Genomic DNA, 22422 nt, shown 5'->3' on the forward strand with positions numbered 1-22422 from the left:
GTGTCAGAAAAACGTTCTTAACCCGTTTAGTCGGCTTTCTGTGCCTCGACCGAGATGTGGATTTCGACCTCATCGCTGACGAACGGTGCGAATTGGCCAAGGTCAAACTCGCTGCGCACAAGCGTCGTGGTCGCGTCAAATCCAGCCCAAGGCTTGTTCGCCATCGGATGCTCGCCAACCTGATTCAGTTTGGCGTCCAGAACAACGGACTTTGTCACGCCGTTCATAGTCAAGTCACCCGTGATATTCGCCGTATTCTCACCGGTGACTTCGATACCGGTCGAGGTGAACGTCACCATGTCGCCCTCGGCTGCGCCAAAGAAGTCCTCGGTCATAAAGTGGTCTTCACGTGGCTTCCAGCCAGTGATCATTTCAACGACAGGCATGGAAACCGTCACGCTGGAGGCAGCGGGATCTTCCTGATCAAACATGATCTCGCCTTCAAAGCCCGAAAACATGCCGGTCGTGGTCGAGTACCCGAGGTGGTTATAGCTGAACACGACTTGGCTATGGCTGGGGTCCAGAACGTATTTCTCGGCGCTTGCAAACGCCGAGGTTGCCGAAACGGCCAGTGCAGCAGCAAGAAGGGTGGATTTCATGACAATCTCCGAAATGTTGTGGATGCAAACCTTTTGGATTGCTCAATACAAAAATGTGCCGCGCTGAAGCGGCACACAATCTGTATTCTTTCACAACTTCTGTTCCTATATGAACAGAGTAAATATCACGCGAAGATTGTTACACTTCCGCTCAGCTGACCCTTGAGCGCTCGGCTGACATCCGCCGATTGCAGGGGCAGCTTCATCAGCAGGCTACCGTCCACATCAAAAAGCTCGACACGATCATCGGTGAAACGCGCACCGCCCAGAGTGTCATAGCTGCGGCGCAGAACCGTCTGAGGTCGGCTGTTTTCGTTCTTTTGCAGAACGCGGACTTCGCGGCGGATCGGATCGAAATACGCATCAGGCCGCGCATCCAGAACCTGAACGGTCAGAAAGCTGACGCCAACGATCAAAAAGCCCAGGGAGGCGGCCAGTTTGATGGGCCATACTTCGGCAGCCATCATTGATCCAGGTGCCAGCCACATCGAGAAGGACATCACAATAAGAAATGCACCGACAATACGCGCAAGAACCATTCGGACTTTCCAGTTAGGAGCGAATGTGATCAGCACTGGAACTGATTTCTCAAAAGTCGCGTTGGTCGCGGTCTGTTCAAAAGTAGTCGTATTAATCGCGGTCATTTCTAACACCCTGTCTTCAGGTTCCCGTCTTGGGTCCGGTTTCTCCGGTTCAACCCCGGTATGAAAAACAACTTCGAGCCGAAAAGCGTCAGGAATTGGGCAACCCAGTGGAAATAGCACGACTTCACAAAGGCATCTGTGGCGGGTCTTGCCCCTCGGCCATAAACGTGTATACGGGGCCATCCTTCGCTAATCGTATGAATCGCGCAGCCTCTCGTGGCAGGGTCGCGGAGGGTTGAATGGCCCCGCCTATGAAATGCGCCTTGATAGAAACAGGAGTGCACATGCCACTGTATGAGCATGTAATGATCGCGCGTCAGGATCTGTCCAACGCGCAGGCAGAAAGCCTCGTCGAACATTTCGGCACCGTTCTGGCTGACAACGGCGGCAACGTCGTCGATAGCGAGTATTGGGGCGTCAAGACGATGGCCTACAAGATCAACAAGAACCGCAAAGGCCACTATTCCTTCCTGAAGACCGACGCCCCCGCTGGCGCCGTTCAGGAAATGGAGCGCCTGATGCGCCTGCATGAAGACGTCATGCGCGTTCTGACCATCAAGGTCGACGAGCATGCCGAGGGCCCCTCGGTCCAGATGCAGAAGCGCGACGAGCGCGAAGGCCGCCGCGAGCGCCGCTGATCTAACGCCTGACGAAAGGACATAAACTATGGCCGCAAAACCATTTTTCCGCCGCCGCAAGGTCTGCCCATTCTCGGGTGAGAACGCGCCGAAGATCGACTATAAAGACACCCGTCTGCTGCAACGCTACATCTCTGAGCGTGGCAAGATCGTTCCTTCGCGCATTACTGCTGTTTCGGCAAAAAAGCAGCGTGAACTGGCTCGTGCTATCAAGCGCGCCCGCTTCCTCGCCCTGCTGCCCTACGCCGTGAAGTAAGGAGACACTGACATGCAAGTTATCCTGCTGGAACGCGTCGCGAAACTGGGTCAGATGGGCGACGTCGTTGACGTCAAGCCCGGCTTTGCCCGCAACTTCCTGCTGCCCCAAGGCAAAGCACTGAGCGCATCGGACGCCAACATTGCGTCGTTTGAAGCTCAGAAAGCACAGCTTGAGGCACGCAACCTGGAAACCAAACAAGAAGCTGAATCGCTGGCTGAAAAGCTGGACGGTCAGCAGTTCATCGTGATTCGCTCGGCATCGGATGCTGGCGCTCTGTACGGTTCGGTCACTCCGCGTGACGCCGCAGAAGCCGCGACCGAAGCTGGCTTTACCGTTGACAAGAAACAGGTCGCCCTGATCGCTCCGATCAAGGAACTGGGACTTCATTCGGTTGCCGTCAAGCTGCACCCCGAAGTCGAGGTTGAGATCAAGATGAACGTTGCCCGTTCGGAAGAAGAAGCCGAACTGCAAGCATCTGGCAAATCGATCCAGGAACTGGCCGCTGAAGAAGAGGCCGCCGCAGAATTTGAGATCGCCGAACTGTTCGACGATATCGGTTCCGCCGCTTCCGAAGACGAAGACCTGGTCGCCGAAGACGCTCCGGCTGCTGAAGAAGGCGACGAAGCCAAAGCCTGATTTGGCAACTAGAATTGTGAAAAGGCCGCGCGATTTGTGCGGCCTTTTTTGTGCGCTCATCTGACGGGCAAATTTCAGCCAGATTTCTCAGCTAGGCTTGCAGTCTGACGTTTGACTCATATCATCGCGCCCAGAAATACCGGAGACTTTTGATGACAAACCTCCTTCGTCGCAGCGTTCTGGCCTTGCTGATCGCCGCCCCCTTGTCCGCATGTGGTGGCCCAGAAACAATGACGCGCGTAGAATTCGATCCCCCGCTGTATCCCAACGAAACACCCGAATTGCGGGCTTCCATCAACAAGTGGGCTGATCATTACGAATTACCGCGCGAACTGGTCCACAAGCTTGCGATCCGAGAAAGCACACACCGTCCATGGGCAGTGAACCGGCCCTATTACGGTTTGCTTCAGATCCTTCCAGCTACCGCCAGATCAATGGGATATACTGGCAACGCCAAAGGTCTTCTGGACGCCGACACCAACTTGGAGTTCGCCGGAAAGTACCTGCGTGGAGCGTGGCTTTTGTCCGACGGAGATCAACAACGCGCGATATTCCTGTATGCCAAAGGCTACTACCCCGAAGCGAAAGCGCGCGGTATGTTGGTTGAAACCGGCCTAAGACCCGAATAGTCACCTCAGAAAGGTACTCGGACCACTAAAAGGCAAAAAACCGCCTACAACTTGCGATTTTTGGCTTATTTCTGTTGCCGTTTCCGCGCATTAACCCCGCATGACCCGAACAAATTGCTTGTCTCCCAAGGCTGCGGTAACACAACGTATGATTTAGTATGGGCAGATATGGCAATTCTTTGGGGAAAAAATTGCCGCCACGAAGGTTGGACAAGTGAAACTCATAGACTTGGCCGCGATCGACCACGAGGAAAAGTCGGCCGCTGACATTATTGACGCTGTCTGCAAGGAGTTGGGCTTTGACTTTGCGTCGTATGCCACATTCAACCCTGTCAAAGGGGATGTGCAGGGGTATGCAAACTATCCTGACGAGTGGAAAATCCACTACGGAACACAAGGGTTTCACCATTTTGACCCCACCTTGTATCAATCTGTCCTCAGCATCGCGCCCGTGGATTGGGCACGCTTTAACCATGATGAAAAGTTTCACGCCGTTTTTCGCGACGCGCATGATTTCGGAATAACTTCTCGGGGGTTAACTATTCCGGTGCGCGGTCCTTACGGTGAATGTGGCCTGTTGAATGTCACCCGGGATTGCTCGGACGAAGAATGGGAAAAGCTGAAAAAGCACGTCATGGGCGATTTGCAACTGGCTGCGGTTCAGGCCCATGATACCGTTATGCAGTCTGGCCTTTTGGCCAAGGCTCTGTACCTTCCCGCGCTTTCGACCCGCGAAAAAGAGATTCTGCAGTGGGTGGCTGACGGCAAGTCCCAACAAGATATTGGCGACATTCTTTCGATTTCGCACCGCACGGTCGAAGTTCACATGCGATCGGGTCGGGAAAAGCTCGGTGCGTTAACCACACCGCAGGCCGTTGGGCGCGCCATTGGCCTCGGTTTGATCGCACCTGGTTAGTCAAAATCTCACCTCTCTACGGGATACCCCCAATAGCCTAGATTGGGAACATGGTTAACGTGCCCCCTACGGTAATAAGACGTAGGGGGATGGATATGATCATAGTAATTGATGGTATCAACCAACATAAACTTGAAGATGTCCTTGATGAAATGTACCAACTGCGCGCACGCGTTTTTGGTGACCGCTTGGGCTGGGATGTAAATATCAAAGACGGGCGTGAGCGTGATCATTTCGACGATCTGCACCCCGCACATGTTGTCAGCCTCAACGACGATGGGGACGTTGTCGGCTGCATGAGGCTGTTGCAGACCACCGGGCCGCATATGCTGTCCGACGTGTTTCACTCGATTCTGGACGGCCAACCTCCGATCCGCAGCGCACAGGTATGGGAGGCAACCCGCTTTTGCGTCGACACCAATAAATTGGGCAAGGGTCGCGGCGAGAACACAGTTTCCTACGTTACCAGCGAAGTCATGATTGGCTCGTTTGAATACGCGATGGCCGCCGGGGTTCAGGATTCAATTGCCGTCATTGATCCTGTAATGAACCGGGTTCTTCAACGCTCTGGAAACGCGCCTTACGACTATGTGGGCACGGCCAAGCCCATGGGCAAAGTAGTGGCGATGGCGGCAATGATGGATTGTTCCGAAGAACGAATTTCGGGAATCCGTGAGTACGCGGGCATCAAACACGATGTCTTTCTAAGCGACGACGCCGCTGTTGATCTGTTCGCAGGGACGAAAACCATCACCAGACGTGCGGCAAACTATGACCACAAGCCGCTGAGCCGGCTGGAGAAGTACTTTGTAGAACAGATGAAATCGGCGACCACGAAAGCGGAAATCGAGGCGGTTCTAAACCTGATCGAAGCTCTTTCCGACCGCTTCACGCCAGAGCAGAAGATCGCTCTGCTGAATACCCCCTGTGCTTTAGCTAATGAGGCCTAACCCCCTTACCTCAATCCACTAAAGCCACACTGTCGGAGCCGTCTTATTGCAGACGGCTCCGATTTTATTTTTGCCCAATGCAATATCGGGCGGAAAAGGATTACTCCTCTTCCAGCGCCTCAACGGCTTTTTGCAGGTCGTCTTTGCTGACTTCTTTGTCTGCAACCTGAGCCAGCTCGACGATGTAGTCGATGACCTTGTCTTCAAAGATCGGCGCGCGCAGTTGCTGCTGCATCTGAGCGTTCTGCTGCACGAACTCAAAGAACTGACGTTCCTGACCCGGGTACTGACGCGCCTGGTTCATGATCGCCTGAGTCATCTCGGCATCGGTGACCTCAACTTCGGCCTTCTGACCCAGTTCTGCCAGCAGCAGACCCAGACGCACGCGGCGCTCGGCCAGTTTGTTGTGCTCGTCGGTGGGCTCGATCTCGCCGTGATCGTGGCCTTCAACTTCGGGGTTTTCTTCGTGCCACAGCTGATGTGCGATCTGCTTGGCTTCGGCTTCCACCAGCGACGGCGGCAGGTCGAACGAGACCTTCTCGTCCAGCACGTCCAGCAGCGCACGCTTCATCACCGCGCGCGAGGCGCCAGCATATTCGGCTTCCAGACGCTCGGAGATCTGACCTTTCAGGGCTTCCAGATCTTCGGCACCGAACTTGGTGGCCAGCTCGTCGTTAACCTCGGCTGCGACGGGCTCTTTCACTTCCTTCACTGTGCAGGTGAAGACAGCCTCTTTGCCCGCCAGATGCTCGGCACCGTATTCTTCGGGGAAGGTGACGTTGACGTCTTTTCCTTCCTCGGCCTTCACACCAACCAGCTGCTCTTCAAAGCCAGGGATGAAGCTGTTGGAACCCAGAACCAGAGGATAGTCTTCGGCCGAGCCACCTTCAAATTCTTCACCGTCCACTTTGCCGACGAAATCGATCACAACCTGATCGCCGTCCTTGGCTTTGGAACCCTTGCGACGCGCTTTGAAGTCCTGCGCGGTTTCGGCCAGATTGTTCAGCGCTTCTTCGATGGCCGCGTCGTCGGCCTTGACGACCAGCTTTTCCAGTTCAACCGATTTCAGGTCAACTTCGGGGATCGCAGGCAGCGCTTCGTAAGACATCTCGACATGCACGTCGTCGCCTTCTTTCCAGTCCTCGTTGGTCATCTTGACCTCGGGCTGCAGGGCAGGACGCTCACCGCTGTCTTCAAAGTGCTTGTTCATCGCACCGTCAATGCTTTCCTGCATCGCTTCACCCAGCAGGCGTTGGCCAAACTGCTTTTTCAGCAGCGCCATCGGCACTTTGCCTTTGCGGAAGCCCTTCATTTCGACTTCCGGCTGCGCTTCGGTCAGCTTTTCGTTGACCTTTTCATCCAGCTCAGCTGCGGAAACGACGATGTTGTAGCCGCGTTTCAGACCTTCGTTCAGCGTCTCGGTAACCTGCATTATGGTAGTCCCCATAGGATTCGGGGCGCGCAAAACGGCGCGCCGGGCAAATTTGACGCCTTCTATTTGTCCTGCCGCCCACGTGCAAGAGGCAAAGCCCGGATCGGCCTTGTTTTGCCGCCAAATAGGACAAAAAAACGCCCCGAATTGCGTCGGAGCGTTCTTGAACAATTTGCTCTTGGATCAGAACCGCCAGCGCGCGCCCAAGGCCCAGGCTTCGTTCTTGTCAAAGTCCACCGTGCCGTCAAAATCGTGGCTGCGGTATTTCAGATATGCATCCGTATTGATACTGTCGATCCGCTGTACAACCGCGATCCCCCACGACTTGGTGCTGGACCCCTCGGTGTCGAAGTCCGACCCATCGAAATAGTCTACGCCGATCCCGGTTTTTCCCCACGATACCCAGTCATCCTCATAGGCGACCTTTGCATACCAGTAACCCGGGTCGCTTGCTCCGGCAGCGGTATCATCACGCGAACCGAGCGCGGCGGTAAAGCTGAACCCGCTGGGCAGCAGAACCGACGCGGACCCGATCGTATCTTTCCGATCACCCGAACTGTCGTCGAAATCGCGAACTGCGTAGGCGATGCTTGCCGCGAATTCCACGCCGTTCGCAAAGGTGTTTCCATATGAAACCGCGATGTCATAGTAGTCATCGTCATCGCTATCGGAGAGAATGTTTTGCCCATAGGCAATTGCCGCCGAGAAGCCATTGAAATCAGGCGTATCATAGCGAATTCGCCCCCTGCGGCCCCCGTCGAAGTTGCTGGCCGAGTCTCCGACCGTGATGGCGCTTAATAGACCATCGGGCTGCCGATAGAAAAATGCACCGTTTTCGTCGTTGGTGAACGAGTACAGGGCCGTTCCGACATATGACAGATCAACCTCAGCCGCACCATCTGACGCCATACTGCCCTGACCGGCCGAAAACTTGCCGTATCCGCCCTTCAGCGCAAAATCGACGTGCCGAAGATCCTCACGCGTCCATCCATCGTTGTTGGTGCCATCCTGATTGGCAGAGCCGGTACTGGGAAGACCCAAGCCGGTTTCAAACCAGAATGTGAATTCATTGCTGCCGTAGGGCTGCATAAGGCGCAGTCCCACTCGGCTGTTGGAGAGATCATTGTCAAGCAAACGGGTTTCCGTTTCCTCGCCATCATCTACGGACACAATCACAGGGTGAAACTGCCCATATAATTCCACGTATCCGCCGCTGTTGTTTTCATACTTCAGCTCTGCCGCAGCAGGAATTGCTGTCGTCGCGGCCAAAACTGCGGTTATCGAACTGAGTCTAAATTTCTGGGTCATTTCACTCACCATGAAAAATTCCGGTTTCCGGTACTGCTCAACTGCGCAACAACACCCTTTTTCCAAGCATGCAGTCATTCAGATTTGGCATCATCTTTCGCCCGTCAGAGAAAAGGCCAGATGCCCCTAATTTATATTTTTTTCAAAACCTTAAATGCCCTTACGCTTCCCTCTCAAAAGTCAGGCAACAAAAGTTTGCCGCTCCGTCATGCGCGTTGCAAACATTCGCTGTAAGGTCTTGATCCCCTCGTAAGCTATTTGCCGCCTAGATCGACCGCACTCGGCCAATTATCGCCGATATAATCACATATTCAATTGCTTTAGAACCACTGGCAATTGTTCCGGCAAATCCTCTGCAATCAGCCCGGGGCCGAATGTTCGTGCACATTCCACATGCAGCCACGCCGCAGCTTCCGCAGCTTGCATCGGAGTGCTCCCCCGCGCGAGCAACCCCGTGACGAAACCCGCCAGAACATCCCCTGACCCCGCAGTTGCAAGCCAAGGGGCCGACCGATCATAAGCCGCCGAATTGATCGCACAACTGCCATCGGGTGCCGCTATGACGGTATCCGGCCCCTTGAACAACACAACGCACCCCGCCCGCTCAGCGGCCTCGCGGGTTGCGTCAACCTTTGAAAACGCCGGCCCAGCCGTGGCTTCGGCGCTCAACCTTTCCGAGATATCAGGAAAGAGGCGTGCGAACTCGCCGCCGTGCGGAGTCAGGACGCACTTCTCATGCAGCATGCCAAACAGGAAAGAAGGGTCATCTGAAAAAGCCGTCAACGCGTCCGCATCCAGCACTACGGAACGCCCGGCCTGCAAAGCTACCGGCACCAAATAGCGCGCACGGTCCACCCCCAAACCCGGACCCAGGCAGAGAGCATTCAACCGCTCATCCTGCAGGACATGCGACAATGACTCGGCGGCCTCGACCCTGCGAAGCATGATAGCCGTCACCTGCGCGGAAACTTCCATCTGCGCTGCCGGAGGCACACCGAGCGTCACCAACCCCACCCCGATCCGCAAGGCCCCACGTGCCGCCAACCGCGCCGCGCCGGTTTTGCCGGCACCGCCTGACAGGATCAGCGCATGGCCGTGAGTGTATTTGTGTTCGCCGTCTCCCTTGCGAAGCTCTCCCGACTGAACAAGATCAACCAACGTCGCACAGCCACTTCCAGTGCCATGCAACCCGATGTTTACCACTCGCAGAGCCCCACAATAGTGGGGACCATCCGCAAGAAACTGCCCTGGGCGACGCCGGTGGAAAGTGACAGTCAAGTATCCGCAAACCGCACCATACTCCTCGCTCAACGCACGTCCACTGTCCATGCAAAGTCCGGTCGGAGCGTCAATGCAAACCATGCGGTCAAAGGTTTCGCCCGCGACATGTAACTGCACCAAAGGCGCAAGAATGGCAGCCGACGGCTCTCGCGTCAGCCCCGCCCCGAATATTGCGTCCACGTAAAGGTCATAGCCGGACAATCCGGCAATTGTGGAAATCGACCACTCCCGAACGCGCCCAACCTCGCACCACCGCTCATAATTCACCCGCGCATCCGGCGGCAGTTTATCGGCATCCCCATACAGGAACACCTCAACCTCCCAACCTACCCCGTGCAACAACCGCGCCACGACAAACCCGTCGCCGCCATTGTTCCCCGGGCCACACAGCACCACAGCGCGCAGCGGATCCTCTTCATCTGGCCCCAAATATCCCGGGGAGCTCGAGGGGCTGGCCCCTCGATCCTTCAACTTTGGCCATTTCTCGAATATCGCATCGACAACGCCCTGCCCGGCCCGCTCCATTAACTCCAAACCGGTGACTTCCCCAGACTCAATTGCCGCCTGTTCAATGGCCCGCATCTGCGCAGCAGTCAGCAATTCGTTCATCTCAATACCCCCCCCGACGATTCATTTTTGATTATTTTTTGTGCAAGTCGATCAAAATTTGACCTGACGCTTATTTTCTCCGCACTCGAACACGGCCTTTTCCGCAATCAGATTGCCGACCGATCTTAGACGTGGTCACTGCCATCCTGACAAGAGTTAAAGGGAGCTCGGGATGAAGAAGATCGAAGCGATCATCAAACCGTTCAAACTCGATGAGGTGAAAGAGGCACTGCAGGACGTGGGTGTTCAGGGTCTCAGCGTGATCGAGGTAAAAGGGTTTGGTCGTCAGAAAGGTCACACCGAACTGTATCGCGGTGCGGAATATGTGGTCGACTTTCTACCCAAGGTGAAGGTCGAAGTCGTTTTGGACGACGATCAGGTCGATGCCGCCATCGATGCCATCGTCTCGGCTGCTAAAACGGACAAGATCGGCGACGGCAAGATTTTCGTGTCGCCCGTTGAACAAGCCATTCGCATTCGGACCGGTGAGGCCGGCTCGGAAGCGCTGTAATCGAACGCACTCAAATCAGAGGAATAGAGAGTATGAGCAAGGACGCAGTTCTTCAGCTGATCCGGGAAGAGGATGCTGAATACGTCGATATCCGCTTCACCGACCCGCGCGGCAAGCTTCAGCACGTGACCATCATGTCCGACCAGGTTGACGAAGACTTCCTGGAAGAAGGCTTCATGTTCGACGGTTCGTCGATCGCTGGCTGGAAGTCGATCGAAGCATCGGACATGAAACTGATGCCCGACACCGAAAGCGCCTATGTCGATCCGTTCTATGCGGAAAAGACCATCTGCCTGCACTGCTCGATCGTTGAGCCCGACACAGGCGAAGCCTATGAGCGTGACCCGCGTGGCACCGCCCAGAAAGCCGAGGCTTACCTGAAATCTTCGGGTATCGGTGATGTGGCTTACATGGGTCCCGAAGCCGAATTCTTCCTGTTTGACGATGTTCGTTTCTCGAACAGCATCAACAAGGTATCCTACGAAGTTGATGCAACCGACGCATCGTGGAACACCGACACCGAGTACGAGATGGGCAACATGGGCCACCGTCCGGGCGTCAAGGGTGGCTACTTCCCTGTGAACCCCGTTGACGAAGCGCAAGACCTGCGTTCGGAAATGCTGTCGACCATGAAGCGTCTGGGCATGAAAGTTGACAAGCACCACCACGAGGTTGCGTCTTGTCAGCACGAGCTGGGCCTGATCTTCGACAGCCTGACCAAGCAAGCCGACGAACTGCAAAAGTACAAATACGTCATCCACAACGTTGCACACGCCTACGGCAAATCGGCCACCTTCATGCCGAAGCCGATCGCAGGTGACAACGGCACCGGCATGCACGTCAACATGTCGATCTGGAAAGACGGCAAGCCACTGTTCGCTGGCGACAAATATGCTGACCTGTCGGACGAAGCTCTGTACTTCATCGGCGGCATCCTGAAGCACGCCAAGACCCTGAACGCCTTCACCAACCCCTCGACCAACAGCTACAAGCGTCTGATCCCGGGTTTTGAAGCCCCCGTTCTGCGCGCTTATTCGGCTCGTAACCGTTCGGGTTGTGTCCGTATTCCGTGGACCGAAAGCCCGAAAGCCAAGCGCGTCGAGGCTCGCTTCCCCGATCCGGCCGCGAACCCCTACCTGGCGTTTGCCGCTCTGCTGATGGCTGGTCTGGACGGCATCAAGAACAAGATCGATCCGGGCGAAGCCATGGACAAGAACCTGTACGATCTGCCTGCCGAAGAACTGGCCGACATCCCGACCGTTTGCGGCTCGCTGCGTGAAGCTCTGGAAGCTCTGGCATCCGATCACGACTTCCTGCTGCAGGGCGACGTGTTCACCAAAGACCAGATCGACGGCTACATCGCACTGAAGATGGAAGAGGTCGAAACCTACGAGCACACCCCGCACCCGGTTGAATACGGCATGTACTATAGCTGCTAATCCGGTTCTGGGTTTACATCTGCAAGGGCGTCCATTCGGGCGCCCTTGTTTCATTTGGGTCGATCTTCCAGACTGACAAAACAGGAGGAGATCGCATGGATACTGAATTTTCGGACTTCGTGACCACCCCCGAAGCGCTGGAGCAGATCACCGGCGCGCCCTTGCCTCAGGTTGTTGCCAAGGAGTTGCCCGCACTGGATCAGATGTGTCGTGATTTTCTCGCCATGTCCTCCTTCTGCGTGATCGCCTCGGCCAACCCCGACGGATATCTGGATGTCTCTCCGCGCGGCGATCCGGCGGGCTTTGTTCACACCCTTTCAGACAGTTTGATCGCGATTCCCGACCGACCGGGCAACAAGCGCGTGGATACGTTTCACAACATCCTGAAAGATCCCCGCATCAGCCTGATCTTCTTTGTTCCTGGCAAGATGGAAACCCTGCGTATTCGCGGGACCGCCCGCATTTGTGCTGACCCCGCGCTTCTTGAGAATATGGCGGTGCAGGACCACCCGCCCAAACTCGCCCTACTGATTCAGGTTCAAACCGTTTTTGCCCATTGTCCCAAATGCGTCATCCGGTCAGGCCTCTGGCAGCCGGATTCATGGCCAGATTCGTCTGGCCTGCCAAACATGAACGCGATGATGGTCAAACACGCGAAAATCAACAAAACGCCCGAAGAGTGGTTTGAAAGCCTGAAAGGAACGGGTGAACTGGACCTGTATTAAACCTCTTTGCGCATCTGGGAATACCGCATAGGCTTGGACTCAGCATTTCAGCCGACCGGATTTTGACAGTGTTTCGATTAGCCCTCATCCTAGCCATGTCCCTTCCAACCGCCGGCGTGGCCGCGCCCTGTGGCAACACCAGCGCGGGGTTTGAAGCCTGGAAATCCGACTTTGCAAGGCAAGCCAAGCGCGCCGGGGTGAAAAAGAGGGGTCTACAGGCGCTGTCCCAGACGACCTACGCAACGCGCACCATCGCCGCCGACCGCAACCAAAAGAGCTTTAAATACTCCTTGGACAAATTCATGCAGGTGCGCGGAGCGAACGCAATCGTCGCTCAAGGGCGCAAACGCAAAGCCCGCAACCCGCAGTTCTATGCGGCTCTTGAACGCCAATACGGGGTACCTGCGGGGGTTTTGATTGCTATCCACGGGATGGAAACCGGCTTTGGAAACTTTATGGGAGACAGTCAAGTTGTGTCAGCAATAACCACGCTTGCCTATGATTGTCGCCGATCCGAGTTCTTTGTCCCTCACGCCATCGGCGCCCTTAAATTGATCGATAAAGGCAGCATTACGACAGCGACCAAGGGGGCGAAACATGGCGAATTGGGGCACACGCAGTTTCTGCCCGGTAACGCTCTGACCTACGGGGTCGATGCCACGGGCGATGGCAAGGTCGATTTTTACAATATGACTGATGCGTTGGCCTCAACGGCCAATTTTCTGCGTAAGAAGGGTTGGAAACCTGGCCGGGGCTATCAACCCGGGCAGCCGAATTTCGCAGTGATTCAGCAGTGGAATGCAGCCACGGTCTACCAACAATCTATCGCGATTATGGCCGCCCGAATCGATAGTTGACGCTTGCCTTGTTTCCGCACCGGCGTTCCTCAATTCAGCCACATTGTCGCCACAGACATTAAACAGCCCCTAAAATGCCTAGGTTTCCATAGCGTAATCAATCTTTGCATTTTCTCATTTTTTTCCATTTTCGCCCAAATCTGCCCAATTTCGCTTGGTAAATTTGTTTTCACGAGAGGATGCGACAAAGGAAAAGGCAGTGACTCCCAAGCACAGCTACCACGGCGGTCTGCAGTTCAACGGTGAGACCGAAGGCGCGATCGAACGTTTCGCAGCCATCGTTGCTGCCACTCTGGAAGACTACGGTCATCTGGTTGAACGCAAGACAGTACGGGATACAACCGAAGCCAGCATCGTATCCAGCCAATACCTCGTGCGTCTGACTTTGGACACGCAGGTTGTCCAGACCGAAGACCGTTTCGAGCGCATGGATCGCGCAGCAGGTTTGAAAACCATTCAAAAGCCAGCCGTAACCTTGCCTGAGAACCGGTTGACGGTCACGATCTGCCCGGTCTCAGCCCTATTGGACGACAGCGAAATTTCCGAGCTGATGTTGGTGGTCATCCTTTACCGGATGGTCGACATCTGCTCGACGCAGCGTGTTGAGTGGCTTTCACCCAACACCGTGCTGACAATCCAGCAATTCATGAGTGCCTTTGACACTCTACCGCCCGCGAAAAAGCGGAACAGAAAACAGATTTTCGAGGCAGTCTCAGGCCCGTTTGCGGGGCTGGACATTACCGAGGAAGAAGACCTGGATGAGCCAGAAAAAAAGGCGCTGAAACCAGCAGCCCGGCCGATCCAGCTGTCAGATGAGCAGTTGCTCAGCATCGCTTTTCGGACAGAAACCACCGAGCAGACTTCAGATCGGGACGACACGCCCCCCCTCGACCACGACCAACCCAATGACATGCTCCGGCTTACCAGCTGGGGACTCACGGGTGCCGTGGCCAGCGTGTCAGTCCCGATCGCGGCATCCATGGCCGCAGTGAACCTGATCAGGGGCGAAGACTTTCGTCTAAATACACAAGTACTTGCCTATACGGTTGCGATCTCCGCTCTCAGCACAAGCGGTGCGCTCGCAGGCGTCGCTAACGCCCTGGGCATGTAGTTCACGAACCAAAGACCCTCCTAGGAGGCCCCGCCATCAGGCGGGGTTTTCCATTTTTGGCAGGCTGTTTGATTCCAGAACATAGGTATGGATCGAAAACACAACGGCTTGGGTTTTCGGTAGCCGCAACAAGGCCTGCCGTTCGCTACGCAGATACCGGGCGTTGCCGGGCTTTTTGACTTCGCGCCGCGCGCTCTCGCTGCGGGGTTGGTGCAGTTCGGCATCCTCATACCACAACGCATTGAACCGCCAGAGCGGACGGTCCGGCTGAATCCCATCGAACAAACGCTGGACACGGCGCGCGATGTTCTCGTCGTAGCTCGCGACCGGCACGTGGATGTCGATCAGAGGGCGCATGAACTTCTCGGACAGAGTCCAACTGGCGGGAAAACACAAAACTGCGCCGGTCAGGACATGCTCATCCCCATGCTTTTGCAGGATGCAGATGTCCTCTTGAACCAGTCGGCACAAAGTATCCATCGGGTTGTCACGGTCGACCGGCACCTCGTGTCCATCCGGGCGGATGACAAGATCGGAACACCCCGGATAGGCATGTTGCAGCACGAGGTCCAAAACCTCCTGCGCGGCGGGTTCGGCGGATGCATCCAATGCCAGAACATCCCCGCGCTTTTCCTTCAACAGAGCATCCCGACGCTGCATCTGCGCGGCAAAGGCGTCGTCCCGGTGCAGCCATGTGTCCAGCGACGTCGGCTGAATGCCCGGCAGAGGGCGCGGGGTCAGCGGGTCATAGGGGATCGAGTTTTGCAGTATGATCGTCATGCGATTCACCTATCACCAGAAGTTTTCCTTGTCGGTCAAAAAGCGACGAACCGGTCGTCGCATTTTTTTCAGACGAAACGGGAATGATTCTCCACGGTCTACGAACAGCCAGGGAGGCCCACCATGAACCAGCACTACCGGGACAGCCGCAAGATCGACCCAACCAAAGGGGCCACCCTTGGGGACGGCACGCCAAACGAACTGGATCGGATCGAGATCGGACCCACTCAACTGGCATTCACCGAGTGGGAGGCAGCGGGCCTGAGCCTGCCCAACCTGAGCCGGATGCGAGAGTTTCGGTGGAAACGTCTGACCCAAGCAATCGTGGACCGGGGGTATGGCGGGGTGCTGATGTTCGACCCGCTCAACATCCGCTATGCGACTGACAGCACGAACATGCAGCTCTGGAACACCCATAACCCGTTCCGCGCGGTTCTGCTGTGCGCCGATGGCTACATGGTGATCTGGGACTATAAGAACTCCCCGTTCCTCTCGACGTTCAACCCCTTGGTGCGCGAACAACGTTCCGGTGCCGATCTGTTCTACTTCGACCGGGGCGACAAGGTTGATATCGCGGCTGACGTATTTTCAAACGAAGTGCGTCTTTTGATCGAGGAACATAGCGGCGGCAACAAGCGGCTGGCGGTCGACAAAATCATGCTGCATGGCCTGCGCGCGCTTGAGGCGCAAGGGTTCGAGATCATGGAAGGCGAAGAGGTCACCGAGAAAACCCGCGCGATCAAAGGCCCGGATGAAATACTGGCCATGCGCTGTGCCAGCCACGCCTGCGAAACCGCCGTGGCCGAGATGGAGAAGTTCGCCCGCGCCAATGTGGGCGACGGAAAGACGTCAGAGGATGATATTTGGGCTGTTCTGCACGCGGAAAACATCCGACGTGGCGGCGAATGGATCGAAACGCGTCTTTTGGCTTCGGGTCAGCGCACCAACCCGTGGTTTCAGGAATGCGGGCCTCGGATCACGCAAAAGAACGAGATCATCGCCTTTGATACCGATCTGATCGGATCTTACGGCATCTGCATCGACATCTCGCGCACTTGGTGGATTGGGGACGAGAAGCCCCGGGCCGATATGGTCTATGCCATGCAGCACGCGCATGAGCACATCATGACCAACATGGAGATGCTGAAACCCGGCGTGATGATCCCCGACCTGACCGCCAACTGCCACAGGCTGGATGACAAGTTTCAGGCGCAGAAATATGGCTGCCTGATGCACGGGGTCGGTCTTTGTGATGAATGGCCGCTTGTCGCTTACCCGGATAAAGCGGTGGCAGGCGCTTATGATTACCCGCTGGAGCCCGGCATGGTGCTTTGCGTTGAAGCAGCGGTCGGAGAGGTTGGTGGCGACTTTTCAATCAAACTCGAAGATCAGGTTCTGATCACCGAGGATGGGTACGAAAACCTCACCACCTACCCGTTCGATCCGATGCTGATGGGTCAAAGCTGACCCACTAGCCCGGCCAGTTTGAACGCCGCACATTGCCGTGCCAGTCTTCGATTTCAGCGCCAACCGATGGGGCCACCGAAGGGTGCGAGGTATACTGTCCGGCGGTAAAGCTGATTATCCCGGTCAGGACAATCGCGATCAGAATGTCAGGACGCGGGGTAAATCCGCGGGGTGCTGTGATGATATGCGCCATGAGACTCTCCTTGGCTGCGAATTGGTGACAGCCCAAAGATGAGGGTGCGGCATTAATTTTAAAAACGAATATTTATTCGCAATAACATCACATTTATTGATGAAATGATTTCCCGCTTCGGGTTGGGCTTCACTGCCCCCTACTCTCGGCTCACCTTCACGTGACGCTTACTACATAAGGGTTGAGCGGCCCCCTTGATGACCACAGTATTAGCGACAGCAGCAAGTTTAAGGAGCCGCCATGCCCACGGAACGCATCTCATTCGCCGGTCACGACGGCAACCAACTGGCGGCCCGTCTTGATCTGCCGGACGGGCCAGTTTTGGCGACAGCCCTGTTCGCGCATTGCTTTACCTGCTCTAAGGATATTCCCGCTGCACGCCGTATTTCCGCGCGTTTGGCGGGTATGGGCATTGCCGTGCTGCGTTTTGACTTTACCGGCTTGGGCCATTCTGAGGGCGAGTTTGCAAACACCACCTTCACATCGAATGTCGAGGATCTGATCGCCGCCGCCCAGTATCTGGCCGGACGCAACATGGCCCCGTCTTTGCTGATTGGTCATTCGCTGGGGGGCGCAGCCGTGCTGCGGGCTCGTGCGGGTATTCCCACCGTCAAAGCCATCGCAACGTTGGGTGCTCCGGCCGATCCGGGGCATGTATCGCACCACTTTGAAAACGCCCTGCCCGAGATTCAGCAGCAAGGCTCTGCCGAGGTCACGCTGGGCGGACGTCCTTTCCGTATCAGCAAAGCCTTCGTGGACGACATCTCGGAATCCGCCTTGACCCCCGCCATTGCCGATCTGAAGGCTGCGCTTTTGGTATTGCACGCCCCGTTGGATGAAACGGTCAGCGTAGACAATGCCAGCACGATCTTTCTGGCGGCCAAACATCCCAAGAGCTTTGTGACGCTAGACGATGCGGATCACCTGATCACGCGCGCGTCGGATGCCGAGTACGCTGCAGACGTTATCGCCGCGTGGGTCACACGTTATGTTCCGCTGTGTCCCCCCGCCCCTCCGCCGGGTGCGCCCGAAGGCGTCGTGCGCGTGACCGAGGCTGATCCCGCTGGGTTCCTGCAGGACATCCAGTCCGGCCCCCGGCATCACGCCGTCGCAGATGAGCCCGCCTCATACGGAGGCACCGATCAGGGTATGTCGCCCTATGGTTTTGTGTCTTCGGGGTTAGGTGCCTGCACCTCGATGACGATCCGCATGTATGCCCGGCGCAAGGGCTGGCCTTTGACGGGCATCACCGTCGATGTCTGCCACGACAAGGTTCACGCGCAGGACGCAGGGTTGGTCAGTGACGGCAAAGTCGACCTGTTCCGGCGGAAAATCCGTCTGGAAGGTCCGCTTGACCAAACCCAGCGTGCGCGTCTGTTAGAGATCGCCGACAAGTGCCCTGTACACAGGACGCTTGAGGGATCAGCTCAGATCACAACCGAACTCCTGACCTGAAAACCTCAGCGCCGTGGAGCTGGGCGGTGAATTGGCGGCCGTGCTGTTGGCGGTCGCGCAACCGGAGGGCGCGGGCGCGCCGGTGGTTTGGCAACAGGCGGTCTGGGGCGCGCGGGCGGTTTCCCGACTGGCGGCTGGGGTCGATTTGGCGGTTTCCCTTCAGGCGGACGTGGCCGGTTCGGGCGGTTCACATCATGATAATAGTCATTCCACAGCATCGAGTCGTAGAACGGGTCGTACCCGTAACCGTATCCATACCCAACCCCGACCGTCACGCCATCGCAGGCGGAAAGGGTAAAGCTAGCGGCGCCAAGTCCCAGCGCCAGAATTGACCGTTTCAATAGTTTATAGGTCATCTGAGCCTCCCTACTGCGCGGATCGGAACGACGCGAAAACGGCGTTCAGATCGTCTACATAGGCTGGGTCGGCACCATCGCGCAGCACAGCAATGACCACCGCAACCCGGTCGCGTGGTAAATCAATGACAGTGGCGGTAAAGTTCACGCCGCGCCCTTCGCGCGTGCCTGTTCCCCGGATCACACGGGCAGGCAAACCGCCGATCCGTGTAGAAACGGACTCGGAAACATCAGGATCGTTCACAAGAAACTTGTCGACGTCCTGCAGATAACGCAGCCCTCCATCGATCGAGGCAACACCGGCAGGCGAAACAAACCCCATCCATGCGCTGTCATCCGTTACGGGACGAACGCCGATCACGCGCGCAACGGCGCGCGGGTCGGCCAGCTCGGTGTCCTCAATCTCTCGTGGCCCACCGGTGCGGACAGCCCAGAAATCAGGGACCGCAAAGCTGAATAGGGCACGCCCCTGATCGGTGTAGGTGATCGGTGTATCGGCAACGGCCGGAACGACACTCAGCCACAACGCGGTGCAAAAGGGTAAAACGGAACCCAACGGAATATGCATGACTCAAAAACCTTTTGATCTAGTGGGTTCACACTGAACCGTGATCGCGCGCTTTGTCCAGTATCTGAATGGAACAAAAAAACCCGCGCCGGAAGCACTCCGGCGCGGGTTCATTCAATGTCAGTTTGCCGTAGATCAGGCGCGGGCGTCGCCCACCAGTTTCCACAGGCCAGGGATCAACAGAGCGGCCAGAGCCAGCTTGATCGCGTCACCCACCAGGAACGGTGTCAGACCCCATTCCAGGATCGGCTTGTCCCAGCCGTAAAGCTGACCCAGCCACAGCAGGCCGGGGACATAGATCAGGACGTTTGCCAGAACCAGCGCCAGCGCCAGCTTGCCAACCGAACGGTCCCAGCCGCGCGCAGCCAGAGCGCCCAGCAGCACGGTCGCCATCAGGTAACCCACCAGATAGCCACCGGTGCCGCCCATCATGTAGGTCAGGCCGAATTTTTCAGCCGAAGACCCGGCGAAAACGTCAAAGCCCAGCGCTCCGACCAGCAGGTAACCCAGCATCGTCACAAGACCCAGACGGGCGCCATAGGCGGTGCCAATGGTCAGAACGGCAAAAGTGCCCATCGTGATCGGTACAGGCCACATCGGTACTTTGATTTTCGCGGCGACGGCCAGGGCAACGATGCCCAGCGCAACCAGAACAACCTGCTTGACGCGCAGCGCTGTTCCCTCGCGCGGACCAATCGCGTTGGCCAGAACATTTGAATTCATCTTCCTTCTCCCAATTCGGACCGAGATTCTGCGACAGCAATGCCCTGTCATAGCCTTTTCTGCAAGATGATTACGCTACCGCAGCATATATTCTGTGTCCATTTCATAGGATTTGCGAGGCCCGGACACGATCCAGCGCACGCTCCAGCGTGGCCAAGTAGAAAAGTCATAGACGGCATCGTAGCTGTCCGGTGGACAGTCATGGTGATCTGACACCTGCATTTCCCCCAGTTTCAGCGCGTGAAAATAGCGGCCGTCGTCGAAATGAATCGCAACTTTTTCCCCGTCGTCACGCCAAAGATAGCGGCGGGTTCCCTTCATCTCGGGTTGCCCCGGAAGGCGCAAAGTAACGTCTTCGTCGTAGATCAGCCCGTCGTCTGAACGGCTCAGGATCGCTGTTCCGTCGGCGTGCACGACCTGACCTGCCTTTGCATCGCGAATGACGCGGGTCAGGCTCCAGCAGCCCTCAAACTCCGACAGGCTTTGCGGCAGGGTCATAAAGCCTCCAGAATCTCATTTCCGGTCAGTAGGCGGAATTCTTTCGCCGCCAAAATCAGGTCAAACCGTCTCATACCAGCACTCGTGCCTTGTTCCCTTGCGCGGGTGGGTTTAAACCGCGCCGCATCGCCCCTCTGCCAAATCACAAAAAGGTGCCGCTGCCAATGATTCCACGTTATTCCCGCCCCGAGATGGTCTCCATCTGGTCGCCCGAGACCAAGTTCCGCATCTGGTACGAGATCGAAGCCCATGCCTGCGAAGCTATGGCCAATCTGGGCGTGATCCCGCGCGAAAACGCCGATGCCGTGTGGAAGGCCAAAGACGTGGAATTCGACGTGGCCCGCATTGACGAGATCGAGGCCGTCACCAAACACGACGTCATCGCCTTTCTGACTCACCTGGCCGAACATGTTGGCAGTGAAGAAGCCCGTTTTGTACATCAGGGCATGACGTCTTCTGATGTGCTGGATACCTGCTTTAACGTACAGCTTACCCGCGCGGCGGATATCCTGATCGCTGACCTCGAAGGTCTGCTGGCCGCCCTCAAGCGCCGCGCCTACGAGCACAAGGAAACCGTTCGCATCGGCCGCAGCCACGGCATCCACGCCGAACCCACCACCATGGGCCTGACCATTGCGCGTTTCTATGCAGAGATGGACCGCAACCTGTCGCGCATGCGCGACGCGCGCGCCGAAATCGCAACCGGCGCAATCAGCGGCGCGGTTGGCACATTCGCCAATATCGACCCCCGTGTCGAAGAACATGTCTGCGATCAACTGGGGCTGGTGCCCGAACCGATCAGCACGCAAGTCATTCCGCGCGACCGCCACGCGGCTTTCTTTGCCACGCTGGGCGTCATCGCCAGCAGCATCGAAAACATCGCCGTAGAAATCCGCCACATGCAGCGGACCGAGGTGCTGGAGGCCGAAGAGTTCTTCTCGAAGGGTCAAAAGGGCTCGTCCGCCATGCCGCACAAGCGCAACCCGGTCCTGACCGAAAACCTGACCGGCCTGGCCCGTCTGGTGCGTATGGCCGTGGTCCCCGCGATGGAAAACGTGGCCCTCTGGCACGAGCGCGATATCTCGCACAGCTCAGTCGAGCGCAACATTGGCCCTGACACGACCGTGACGCTGGACTTTGCCCTGTCGCGCTTGACCAGCGTGGTCGACAAACTGGTCGTCTACCCGGAAAACATGCTGGCCAACATGAACAAGTTCCGTGGTCTGGTCATGAGCCAGCGCGTGCTGCTCGCCCTGACCCAAGCCGGCGTCAGCCGCGAAGACGCCTATCGTCTGGTACAGCGCAACGCGATGAAGGTCTGGGAAGAAGGCAAGGACTTCAAAACCGAACTTCTTGGGGATGCCGACGTAACAGCCGCGCTGAGCACCGAGGAGATCGAGGAGAAATTCGACCTCGGCTATCACACCAAGCACGTCGATACGATCTTCGCCCGCGTATTCGGGGAATAAAACAACCCATTCAGAATATCTTTCGGCCCGGACCACAAGACGTGATCCGGGCCGTTCTTTTGCCAGAGCGGTCATTTTCGGATATGATGGCAGGGTATTTCCGAACAGGAGACCCAAAGATGATCCGCACCCTTCTTTGCGCACTGGCACTTTCTTGCACGGCTTCGTTTGCCTTGGCCTGCAACGGCCACTCAAAGCAAACTCAGTCCTGCGCGCCCGGAACCTATTGGGACACCGAAAGCCAGAGCTGCGCTAAAATTGTGAACAGCTGATAAAATCTTTCCTACTTGTGAATAAAAGCGAGCGAATGGCTGTTAGCTTTTCGTGAGAACGCGCTAGCTTGATCAGAGCAGCTCAGACAACGGAGTA

Annotated in this window: 25 protein-coding genes; 14 read left to right on the top strand and 11 right to left on the bottom strand. The window is 56.6% G+C overall.

What is annotated here, in order from left to right; all coding sequences use genetic code 11:
• Positions 1 to 26: 26 nt before the first annotated feature.
• Together ACR0LH_RS02755 and ACR0LH_RS02760 are read right to left on the bottom strand one after the other, a co-directional pair.
• Positions 27 to 599, bottom strand: coding sequence for a YceI family protein (locus ACR0LH_RS02755; RefSeq protein WP_170481267.1), 573 nt, complete (start codon positions 597 to 599; stop codon positions 27 to 29).
• A gap of 125 nt (positions 600 to 724) precedes the next feature.
• Entirely contained in the window at positions 725 to 1243 is a 519-nt protein-coding gene (locus ACR0LH_RS02760) for a hypothetical protein (RefSeq protein ID WP_480719597.1), read from the bottom strand.
• A 284-nt stretch (positions 1244 to 1527) separates the two neighbouring features.
• Between ACR0LH_RS02760 and rpsF the strand changes: the two genes are divergently transcribed.
• From rpsF to ACR0LH_RS02790, 6 genes are all read left to right on the top strand, one after another.
• Entirely contained in the window at positions 1528 to 1881 is a 354-nt protein-coding gene (gene rpsF / locus ACR0LH_RS02765; protein WP_039529890.1) for a 30S ribosomal protein S6, read from the top strand.
• A gap of 28 nt (positions 1882 to 1909) precedes the next feature.
• Positions 1910 to 2137, top strand: coding sequence for a 30S ribosomal protein S18 (gene rpsR, locus ACR0LH_RS02770; RefSeq protein WP_005608650.1), 228 nt, complete (start codon positions 1910 to 1912; stop codon positions 2135 to 2137).
• Positions 2138 to 2149: 12 nt separating this feature from the next.
• A complete protein-coding gene (gene rplI / locus ACR0LH_RS02775; protein ID WP_170382686.1) occupies positions 2150 to 2776 on the top strand; it encodes a 50S ribosomal protein L9 in 627 nt (208 codons plus the stop codon).
• A gap of 152 nt (positions 2777 to 2928) precedes the next feature.
• A complete protein-coding gene (locus ACR0LH_RS02780) occupies positions 2929 to 3405 on the top strand; it encodes a lytic transglycosylase domain-containing protein (RefSeq protein ID WP_170382684.1) in 477 nt (158 codons plus the stop codon).
• Positions 3406 to 3619: 214 nt separating this feature from the next.
• A complete protein-coding gene (locus ACR0LH_RS02785) occupies positions 3620 to 4321 on the top strand; it encodes a LuxR family transcriptional regulator (RefSeq protein WP_170551911.1) in 702 nt (233 codons plus the stop codon).
• A gap of 95 nt (positions 4322 to 4416) precedes the next feature.
• The gene (locus ACR0LH_RS02790) at positions 4417 to 5271 is read left to right on the top strand and encodes an acyl-homoserine-lactone synthase (protein ID WP_480719598.1); all 855 of its coding nucleotides are present in this window, start codon (positions 4417 to 4419) and stop codon (positions 5269 to 5271) included.
• A gap of 100 nt (positions 5272 to 5371) precedes the next feature.
• Here ACR0LH_RS02790 and tig read toward each other — a convergent pair whose 3' ends face one another.
• The 3 genes from tig to ACR0LH_RS02805 all read right to left on the bottom strand — a co-directional run bounded on the left by tig (position 5372) and on the right by ACR0LH_RS02805 (position 9901).
• The gene (tig, locus tag ACR0LH_RS02795) at positions 5372 to 6703 is read right to left on the bottom strand and encodes a trigger factor (protein ID WP_480719600.1); all 1332 of its coding nucleotides are present in this window, start codon (positions 6701 to 6703) and stop codon (positions 5372 to 5374) included.
• Between the two features lie 183 nt (positions 6704 to 6886).
• Positions 6887 to 8011 (bottom strand): porin, encoded by a 1125-nt coding sequence (locus tag ACR0LH_RS02800; protein ID WP_170382678.1) that lies wholly within the window; start codon positions 8009 to 8011, stop codon positions 6887 to 6889.
• Between the two features lie 303 nt (positions 8012 to 8314).
• Entirely contained in the window at positions 8315 to 9901 is a 1587-nt protein-coding gene (locus ACR0LH_RS02805) for an NAD(P)H-hydrate dehydratase (protein WP_480719602.1), read from the bottom strand.
• Positions 9902 to 10073: 172 nt separating this feature from the next.
• On the opposite strand from ACR0LH_RS02805, the gene ACR0LH_RS02810 reads away from it, so the two are divergent.
• From ACR0LH_RS02810 to ACR0LH_RS02830, 5 genes are all read left to right on the top strand, one after another.
• Positions 10074 to 10412 carry a P-II family nitrogen regulator gene (locus tag ACR0LH_RS02810; RefSeq protein WP_170382673.1) on the top strand — a complete coding sequence of 113 codons (339 nt, stop codon included), beginning with the start codon at positions 10074 to 10076 and terminating at the stop codon, positions 10410 to 10412.
• Positions 10413 to 10444: 32 nt separating this feature from the next.
• On the top strand, positions 10445 to 11851 hold the full coding sequence (glnA, locus tag ACR0LH_RS02815) for a type I glutamate--ammonia ligase (protein WP_170382671.1): 1407 nt from the start codon (positions 10445 to 10447) through the stop codon (positions 11849 to 11851).
• Positions 11852 to 11946: 95 nt separating this feature from the next.
• Entirely contained in the window at positions 11947 to 12576 is a 630-nt protein-coding gene (locus tag ACR0LH_RS02820) for an MSMEG_1061 family FMN-dependent PPOX-type flavoprotein (protein WP_480719604.1), read from the top strand.
• 95 nt (positions 12577 to 12671) lie between these two features.
• On the top strand, positions 12672 to 13433 hold the full coding sequence (locus ACR0LH_RS02825) for a lytic murein transglycosylase (RefSeq protein ID WP_480719909.1): 762 nt from the start codon (positions 12672 to 12674) through the stop codon (positions 13431 to 13433).
• A 199-nt stretch (positions 13434 to 13632) separates the two neighbouring features.
• The gene (locus tag ACR0LH_RS02830) at positions 13633 to 14544 is read left to right on the top strand and encodes a hypothetical protein (protein WP_480719606.1); all 912 of its coding nucleotides are present in this window, start codon (positions 13633 to 13635) and stop codon (positions 14542 to 14544) included.
• Positions 14545 to 14580: 36 nt separating this feature from the next.
• On the opposite strand, the gene ACR0LH_RS02835 is transcribed toward ACR0LH_RS02830, so the two are convergent.
• A complete protein-coding gene (locus ACR0LH_RS02835) occupies positions 14581 to 15324 on the bottom strand; it encodes a heme-dependent oxidative N-demethylase family protein (RefSeq protein ID WP_480719608.1) in 744 nt (247 codons plus the stop codon).
• Positions 15325 to 15447: 123 nt separating this feature from the next.
• Here ACR0LH_RS02835 and dddP point away from each other — a divergent pair, with 123 nt between their 5' ends.
• Positions 15448 to 16791, top strand: coding sequence for a dimethylsulfonioproprionate lyase DddP (gene dddP / locus ACR0LH_RS02840; protein ID WP_480719610.1), 1344 nt, complete (start codon positions 15448 to 15450; stop codon positions 16789 to 16791).
• A gap of 4 nt (positions 16792 to 16795) precedes the next feature.
• On the opposite strand, the gene ACR0LH_RS02845 is transcribed toward dddP, so the two are convergent.
• Positions 16796 to 16984, bottom strand: coding sequence for a hypothetical protein (locus ACR0LH_RS02845; protein WP_480719612.1), 189 nt, complete (start codon positions 16982 to 16984; stop codon positions 16796 to 16798).
• A gap of 240 nt (positions 16985 to 17224) precedes the next feature.
• Between ACR0LH_RS02845 and ACR0LH_RS02850 the strand changes: the two genes are divergently transcribed.
• Positions 17225 to 18439 carry a bifunctional alpha/beta hydrolase/OsmC family protein gene (locus ACR0LH_RS02850; RefSeq protein ID WP_480719614.1) on the top strand — a complete coding sequence of 405 codons (1215 nt, stop codon included), beginning with the start codon at positions 17225 to 17227 and terminating at the stop codon, positions 18437 to 18439.
• Between the two features lie 5 nt (positions 18440 to 18444).
• On the opposite strand, the gene ACR0LH_RS02855 is transcribed toward ACR0LH_RS02850, so the two are convergent.
• From ACR0LH_RS02855 to ACR0LH_RS02870, 4 genes are all read right to left on the bottom strand, one after another.
• Positions 18445 to 18795 (bottom strand): hypothetical protein, encoded by a 351-nt coding sequence (locus ACR0LH_RS02855; RefSeq protein WP_170382657.1) that lies wholly within the window; start codon positions 18793 to 18795, stop codon positions 18445 to 18447.
• Between the two features lie 10 nt (positions 18796 to 18805).
• Positions 18806 to 19363 (bottom strand): hypothetical protein, encoded by a 558-nt coding sequence (locus tag ACR0LH_RS02860; protein WP_480719616.1) that lies wholly within the window; start codon positions 19361 to 19363, stop codon positions 18806 to 18808.
• A 135-nt stretch (positions 19364 to 19498) separates the two neighbouring features.
• On the bottom strand, positions 19499 to 20086 hold the full coding sequence (locus ACR0LH_RS02865) for a biotin transporter BioY (RefSeq protein ID WP_170382655.1): 588 nt from the start codon (positions 20084 to 20086) through the stop codon (positions 19499 to 19501).
• Positions 20087 to 20161: 75 nt separating this feature from the next.
• A complete protein-coding gene (locus tag ACR0LH_RS02870) occupies positions 20162 to 20584 on the bottom strand; it encodes a DUF6314 family protein (RefSeq protein ID WP_480719618.1) in 423 nt (140 codons plus the stop codon).
• 164 nt (positions 20585 to 20748) lie between these two features.
• Here ACR0LH_RS02870 and purB point away from each other — a divergent pair, with 164 nt between their 5' ends.
• Positions 20749 to 22053, top strand: coding sequence for an adenylosuccinate lyase (purB, locus tag ACR0LH_RS02875; RefSeq protein WP_480719620.1), 1305 nt, complete (start codon positions 20749 to 20751; stop codon positions 22051 to 22053).
• The last annotated feature ends 369 nt before the right edge of the window (positions 22054 to 22422 follow it).

Source organism: Ruegeria sp. CL6, assembly GCF_056536465.1.